Source organism: Ruegeria sp. BE3 (assembly GCF_056538865.1).
Genome location: NZ_JBQFTW010000019.1, coordinates 21,996 through 28,905, shown reverse-complemented (window position 1 = coordinate 28,905; position 6,910 = coordinate 21,996). Strand labels below are relative to the sequence as shown.

The 6,910-nt window shown below is 53.4% G+C and carries 4 protein-coding genes and 1 pseudogene; 1 reads left to right on the top strand and 4 read right to left on the bottom strand.

Going from position 1 to position 6,910, the window contains the following annotated elements; all coding sequences use genetic code 11:
• From ACR0AZ_RS21475 to ACR0AZ_RS21465, 3 genes and pseudogenes are all read right to left on the bottom strand, one after another.
• Window positions 1–369: pseudogene (locus ACR0AZ_RS21475) on the bottom strand (carbohydrate porin); the annotation flags it as partial.
• Window positions 366–1,130 carry a DUF3299 domain-containing protein gene (locus ACR0AZ_RS21470; RefSeq protein WP_170442179.1) on the bottom strand — a complete coding sequence of 255 codons (765 nt, stop codon included), beginning with the start codon at window positions 1,128–1,130 and terminating at the stop codon, window positions 366–368. The gene ACR0AZ_RS21470 and the pseudogene ACR0AZ_RS21475, both read right to left, overlap by 4 nt.
• A 26-nt stretch (window positions 1,131–1,156) precedes the next feature.
• Window positions 1,157–2,554, bottom strand: coding sequence for an amidohydrolase family protein (locus ACR0AZ_RS21465; protein WP_480668226.1), 1,398 nt, complete (start codon window positions 2,552–2,554; stop codon window positions 1,157–1,159).
• A 132-nt stretch (window positions 2,555–2,686) separates the two neighbouring features.
• Here ACR0AZ_RS21465 and ACR0AZ_RS21460 point away from each other — a divergent pair, with 132 nt between their 5' ends.
• Entirely contained in the window at window positions 2,687–3,694 is a 1,008-nt protein-coding gene (locus ACR0AZ_RS21460; protein WP_480668225.1) for a helix-turn-helix domain-containing protein, read from the top strand.
• A gap of 476 nt (window positions 3,695–4,170) precedes the next feature.
• On the opposite strand, the gene ACR0AZ_RS21455 is transcribed toward ACR0AZ_RS21460, so the two are convergent.
• Window positions 4,171–6,102, bottom strand: coding sequence for an amidohydrolase (locus ACR0AZ_RS21455; RefSeq protein ID WP_480668224.1), 1,932 nt, complete (start codon window positions 6,100–6,102; stop codon window positions 4,171–4,173).
• Between the last annotated feature and the right edge of the window lie 808 nt (window positions 6,103–6,910).

Sequence of the window (6,910 nt, the reverse complement as noted above, 5' to 3'; positions counted from 1 at the left end):
CGGAGCAACGTCAGTATAACTTTGCCTGTCTTCGATCTTGAATGTCAGAGACCCCCGTTCAGTTGCCTGCCAACTGCCGTAGAACCGCGCAATTCCGCTGGCTGCTTCGCCGGTTCCCAGATCAGCATCCGTGGTTTGGCCCAATGCCAGGTAGTCAATGTTGAACCGAAAACCACCCTCAGCCAGTCGGTCTTTCCACTGAAACCAACCCGGTGCGATGTTGCGTGGAAAATCGGAACGATATTGCGGATCGGTGAGCCCGTCTCCGGGCGCAAGATCGGCTTCGACTGAAGATGGCCCGGATAGTCCCTGAGCCGACGCTGCGCCAGCAAATGCAAGGCTCAATGCGGCAACCAGAAGTCTTATCATTTTGACGCCTGTGCCCCACCGGTCTTGCGATTTCCTGCCGCGCGGATGCGATCAGCAGCACGCTGCTTCCATTCCAACCTGTCTGCCTCGGTTTCCAGAGTTTCGACACGTTCCGCCTCTAGCTGGAAAGTCGCATTCATAGGCATGAGGCCATCCACAACCATCATATTATGAACGGAAGGATCGATAGTCAGCGTGCCTGTCAGCCGAACGGGTTCGTGGAAATAGCTAGGCGCCCAGTCCCCGTTCAACCGCACACGGATCATCTGGTTAGGCGGAGGTGGAGGCATGTGGCTGCACATCCCTCTTTCTGGCACCAAATACGCCACAGGCCGGCCGTCCGGATCGCTTGGAGCAGGAATGGCAAAGCCCGCGAGTGTGATTGTTCTGCCGTCGAATTGCGGGTTTCCGCTCGTTCCAGCCTTTCTTCGACGTTCAGTCACAACCTCGCGCTGATCGAGTAACCAGTCGACGTCAATTCCGTCTGACACCAAGGCGTCTTCGGTCTCTGCTAAAAGCAATTGCCATTTCTGCCGTTCTTCGGCGCTGCCAACCTCCTGCTGCAACCTGCCGCGTATACGCACAACGAAAAGAACATCGTCGAACTGTTCGGGGCTGAGTTCACGATAGGGGTCATCAAAGACCTGCGCAGACGGATCTGGCAGATCTGCCCAGTCCAACGCGGTTCCAGGCGTCGCCGCAGCATTATAACCGCACAAAACCAACCCTGCGAATACTGCGGAGCAAAACCAATTTCGCATGAATGCTCTCCGGCTGCTTTATCTGGTCAATCCAGTGTGTTTTTGTAGATCACACCGTCCTTCATGATCAGGCGGATTGTTTCCGGGCTGTCCGGCCTCGGGTCCGCACCGAACCACTGATCGCCTGTTCCAACGACAGAGAAGTCTTCGAGGGGGTTGCCGTCTATCAGCAGGATGTCGGCATAGGCGCCTTCTTCGATCACACCCAGTTTGCCTTCCGGATAGGGGTTCATGAAATCACCGCTAAGTGCCGCGATCTCGCCACCTACCGAAGTTAGGGTTACCATCGACGCATAGGGGCCGAAGAAATGGTTATTCAGATGTTTCTCGTAGGCGATCTGGATGTTGCACGCTTCGACCGAGCCGACGCAATCGGTTTGGAAACCGCGCGGCGCCGGGCATTCCTTCATACTTGGAATGTAGGCTTCGAAGGTCGCCGAGGCCGATTTGGCCTTCCTCAAACTGTTGGGGTTGTTTTTCACGGAAGGAACATCAAGTAGGCCTGGATCAAATGCTGTGATGTTCGTCGTGATGTACGCTCCTTTTTCTTTCATCAAAGCAGAAATCTCGCAGTCAAAGTGAAATCCGTGTTCAATGGTTCTGACCCCTGCATTCAGGGCATTGATGATCGCTTCTTTGCGGTAGGAATGTGCCATGACATAGGTGCCGTACTCGTTGGCAACCTGAACAGCGGCCTCGATCTCTTCTTTCGAACCGGCGAGCAACTGCCATGGATCGAATGCCGAAATCACCCCACCTGATTGCATGAACTTCAATTGCGTGGCACCCATGCGCAGGTTGTTGCGGCCATACATGTAAATTTCGTCAACACCGTTGACCTGTTGGGCCATATTCAGAGTCCCAAAGTTGGTCACCCCACCCGGCGGAGATGTGAAGGATGCGAAATCGGCGTGACCACCACGTGTTCCGAGAAATGCCCCGGAAGGATAAAAGCGGGGGCCGACGATCTGGCCGGCGTCAATTGCGCGCCGCAGCCCGCCGCCAGCGCCCCCGGCATCGCGAACGGTCGTGAAGCCCTGCATCAGGTACATTTCGGCCATCCGGGTCCCGTGGATGGCGAAATCCTCCCAGGTCGAGTTGGTTTCCATCTCGGCAATCGATGGCCCCATGAGCATCAGGTGCGCGTGATTCTCTATAAAGCCCGGTGTCAGAGTGCGCCCACCGCCGTCGATAACCTTCGCACTCGGCGCATCAATGGCATCGGTTGAGACGGACTTGATCAGATTGCCCTCGACCAGAACACTGGCATTTTCAATGCGTTGCTCATTCACACCGTCGAAGACATGCACGTTGGTAAACAGCGTTTGGGGTTCTTCTTGATCCTGAGCCTGCGCGGTCGCCGAAAAAGAAAGAACTGCCGCGACAATTGCCGTCGAGCAAAGAGACATTCGTAAGCCGGACATAAGTACTCCCTTCATATTCATGTTTTGCCAACTATAGTCTGGAATTCATTGGCTCGGTTGCCCCTTTTGAATTAGGATGTACGAATGTGACTGCAAAAATGGCCACTTCTTAAAGCTAATCCAACAAGGGTTATGAGCTTGCCTTTCAACTCCACCTCCCGAGAGCATAGCGAGGGCTTTGTTCGCCTCTCTTTAGCCGCTCCCTTTCTGCAATATCTCACCGAACGTAAGATCAATCCGCAACCAGCATTGGATCAGGTCGGCTTGAAAGCTGAACTGATGACTAACCCATCCGTGTTCGTTCACTCCGAGTTGGTTTACGGCTTGGTAAATGCTTTCTCAGAAGTATCAGGGGATCGATACCTAGGACTGAATGTAGGGGAAGCGTTTGACCTACAAGGATGGCCGCCCTTCGCTCAAGCCTTGCAATCTACAAAAACGCTGTTCGAGTTTTTTACCCGCTTTGTTGAGCTCGTGCCGCAGGAGTCCAATTCTGTGCGGCACAGCCTTGTCATTGAAGCAGACAAAGCGACTTATCGTATCGAGAGGCAACAGGAACCAACCGTCCCACCCATTCAGGTGACCGGTTTTGGTGCCGCAATCTATGTACGCCTATTGCAGACCGTCGTCGGAGAGTCCTGGGACTCTTCCCGTGTGCGATGGGAAAGCAGATACATCAATGGGCTGCCTATCGACTACAAAGGGATCGAGGTTGGCCTTGGGACTGATCCCGGAATGCAAATTAGTTTTCCTGTGGAATGGTTGTTTTTGCACCACGTCTCTGAGGGTTCTGCCAAGCCCATAGCATCACTTCGACAAGATGAAGAAGTAACCGTGGTGGCAGCTTTGCGATCTGTCTTACGCGACAAACTGGATGAAACCGATTTGGGACCAGAGGTGGTGGCTGGATTGTTGGGAATACAACCGGAACGGTTTCTGAAAGCGCTTCAAAAACAAGGCACAACGCTACCGCGCGAAATCAAACGGCTGCGTATCGATGTCGCCAAGGAGCACCTCAAACAAAACCAGATGACAATTGCAGAGATCGGACTGATGCTCGGCTATTCTGACAAGTCCCATTTCACTCGCTTTTTCCGAAGTCAGACCGGAATGACACCGACCAAGTTCCGAAGCAAGTAAATGTGGTCGAGCCAAATGAACGCTTCGAAGATTAGGTCCTCGTGGGATCAGTTCGGAGAAGTTGTAGTGCGACGTTGAACAGGTTAGTCGACGACACGAATGGTTGGTTGCCACCGCCGATACAACCTCTGCAACTGGCCGTTTCGTTGTGTATTTCGGAGTTAGCAAAGCTTGGTTGCGAAGGTCCGGTTTGGGCTGCAAACAGTCATAGGCGCGGGAAGCAGCGAAGGTCGAATGCGAGCCCACTTTGACCGATGCTGCGCGATGCCCGAATGGCTGCAATACGCAGAAAGCAGACAAGTCAATTTTTGGCCGTCGGTCCAAACCTGTCGTTAGGCATCGATTGGCCAATCTGAGCTATGGCGCGTTAGACCAGATGTTCGCTGCGAACGCCACACCTGTGGCCCTTCTAACAAACTCAATGCAGGAAGCCCTCAGCCCGTTCTGTTTGTTATGACATACTCAAGCGTTGTTAGCTATTGGTTGCCTTCGGTCGGCGCGACAAGCGATGCATTGACAATGTCTCCTAAAGTGCGAACCACGCAGGCGCCTGAATGCGGTGCTCGGGACAAAACCGATGGCCGCATCCGGCTCAACGCACTAGGCGATTTCTGCATTTCTTGGGCAATTGCGAACGACCGCAGGAAATCCGCATAGGGATCGCTGCCATTACCGCGTGGTTCGTAGTTCAGTCGCCCCTCCCGTATTCCTTCCACGTAGATCGTTTCATCTTCTTTGATGGTGGCAACGACCCGGTTCTGATCCAGCTTTTCAGGATCAATAGCGGTGGGGTCTTGCGCCAACAGAACAAAATCCGCGAGCTTCCCGACCTCGATTGAGCCTTTTTGAACTTCCTCAAAATGCTGCCAGGCTGGCCAGATTGTCAAAGCCTTCAAGGCTGTCATTACGTCAACGCGCTGGTGTGGCCCAAGAATGTCTCCGGAACGGGTCCGGCGTGTAACGGTCGCATCGAGTATGCGCATACTGTCGGGGAACGCCACCGGAGCATCATGGTGCGACCCGAACATCATGTCCCGTTCAACGAGCCAGCCTGTGGGCGAAATATTGTCTGCGTTGACCGGTCCAACCGTGTGATCACGATGCCAATCACCCCAATAAAACGTGTGCATCGGAAAAAGCGACGGAAACACGCCGAGACGTTTATATGCATCCACCTGATCTTCACGCAAAAACTGACCGTGGATCAGTACCGGGCGGTTTCCCGGGTCGCCGTATTTGGTTTGAGCAACCTCCAGCGCCGCGATCAGCATATCCGAAGCACCTTCGCCATTGGCATGCGTGATGATCTGGAAGCCGCGCTCGTAGCACCAGTTCACAGCCTCCTGCACTTGCTCCATGGCTACGGCGGCATAGCCAGCGTAGCCTGCGGGATAGTCACCTACCGGATCGTAATAGGGTCGATCCCGAAGTGCCGTGAAGCCTTGCGGTGACCCGTCGATGGTCAATTTACAGCCGCCAACGCGGATACCGTCTGCGTATTCGGATGAAGTATTTTCAGCGATGTAGTCTTGTGCCTCCAACACGTCTGGAAACGCCACGACATCGATCGGGATTTTGCCTTCGGCGGCCACAGCTTTGAGGGCTTCCACCACTTCTCCAGAAGAACGCCCGTCTTGAGCCGTCGTATAACCAAAACTTGCCCAGAGCTCCGCGCCTGCCTCGGCGAAAGCCAACAGGGCGTCCGGGCCAAGTTGACCCAAAATTGGAACAAGCGCGCCGAAGAACGCATATTCCTCAAGAACTCCGTTTGGCTCTCCGTTTGCGTCTCGCTGTATGATGCCACCGGCAGGATCCGGCGTGGCCGCGTCAAAACCCACAAGTTCCAGCGCCCTGGAGTTGGCGACCCCGATGTGCCCGGATTGATGCACAATAATAATTGGAAGGTCAGTTGTTACTGCGTCCAGGTCCTCGCGGGTTGGATGCCGCAGCTCAGCGAGTTGAGCGTTATCGTAGCCAAACCCGATGACAACACCTGCGCGTTCGACAGCTTCGGTGTTTTCTTCAACCCATACGCGCAACGTCTCTTGTAGACTTGCTATGTCCGTGACGTTGCCGTCAGGCGGGGCCAGCAAATTGGCTGAGAGCGCTTGCAATCCGCCAAATACGACGTGCCCATGACTGTCTATGAACCCCGGAAGCATCGCCCGACCATCCAAGTCGAACAGTTCGGTGGCATCACCCTGCTTGCTCATAACCTCTGTCAGGTCCCCTACCGCAAGAATGCGCCCGTCCTTGACAGCTACAGCCTCTACGGTCGGCTGTTCATCGTTGATCGTCAGGATTGGTCCGCCCGTATAGATCGTGTCGGCAATTTCTTGTGCGGTCGAAGAAGCCGCGATTATCGTAGTGGCAGCGACAACTACTGATCCAAAAAGTCTAAATGACATCTGTTCGCTCCTTCAATTTACATCAAAATAAACACAGTCGGTCGCCACAAGGGCATATTCGGTGCGTTTCTATTTTTTAGCAGCGACGCAAACAGCCATTCGACAAGAGAACTGTAGCATGGGAATCCTTCAACTTGACCAGAATAATCTTTTCTGAACGATCGATTTAAGCTGGAAGCGGCCATCCGAAAACCTTCCCCGGCAATACGGCGATGGCGCGAAACAGGCAAAGAATGAGACCCGAAGATATGGAGCCTCGAACCAAGAAAGTTGAAGGTTAATGCGCCCAAAGTTTTGGGCCAAAAATGCAATTCTTTGGGCGAAATGCAAAGCTATGGGCGCACCTACAAGTGCCTGTAGGGACGCGCATAACGCTGCATTCCTATCATTGATTTTATTCAGAGAATCTGGGTGTCTTCGCCCATAATTTTGCACAGCAATTGCGCATAAGTTTGCACGACTTGCCCATAAGTTTGCACTGTTCACCATACGCGCTCAATTGTCGATTGTCTTAGCGTAGCTCGATCAACTTGAACGCACCAAAACTCAATCAAAAGTGCATTTTGACTGGAGTAATTCAACCCAAAACCGAACAACACAACTCAATTGCGAGGTTTTCGTAGATCCCTTTCAATGAAGCGCGGCTCGGTCGGCCTTATCGCAAGCAGCCAACTAGTACTTTGGCGATATACACCGCTGTAGGTACGCGCATAACGCTGCATTCCTTTCGTTGATTTCATTCATGAAATTCAAGTGTGCTCGCCCATAACTTTACGCGACGTTTGCGCATTACTTTGCACGATTTGCC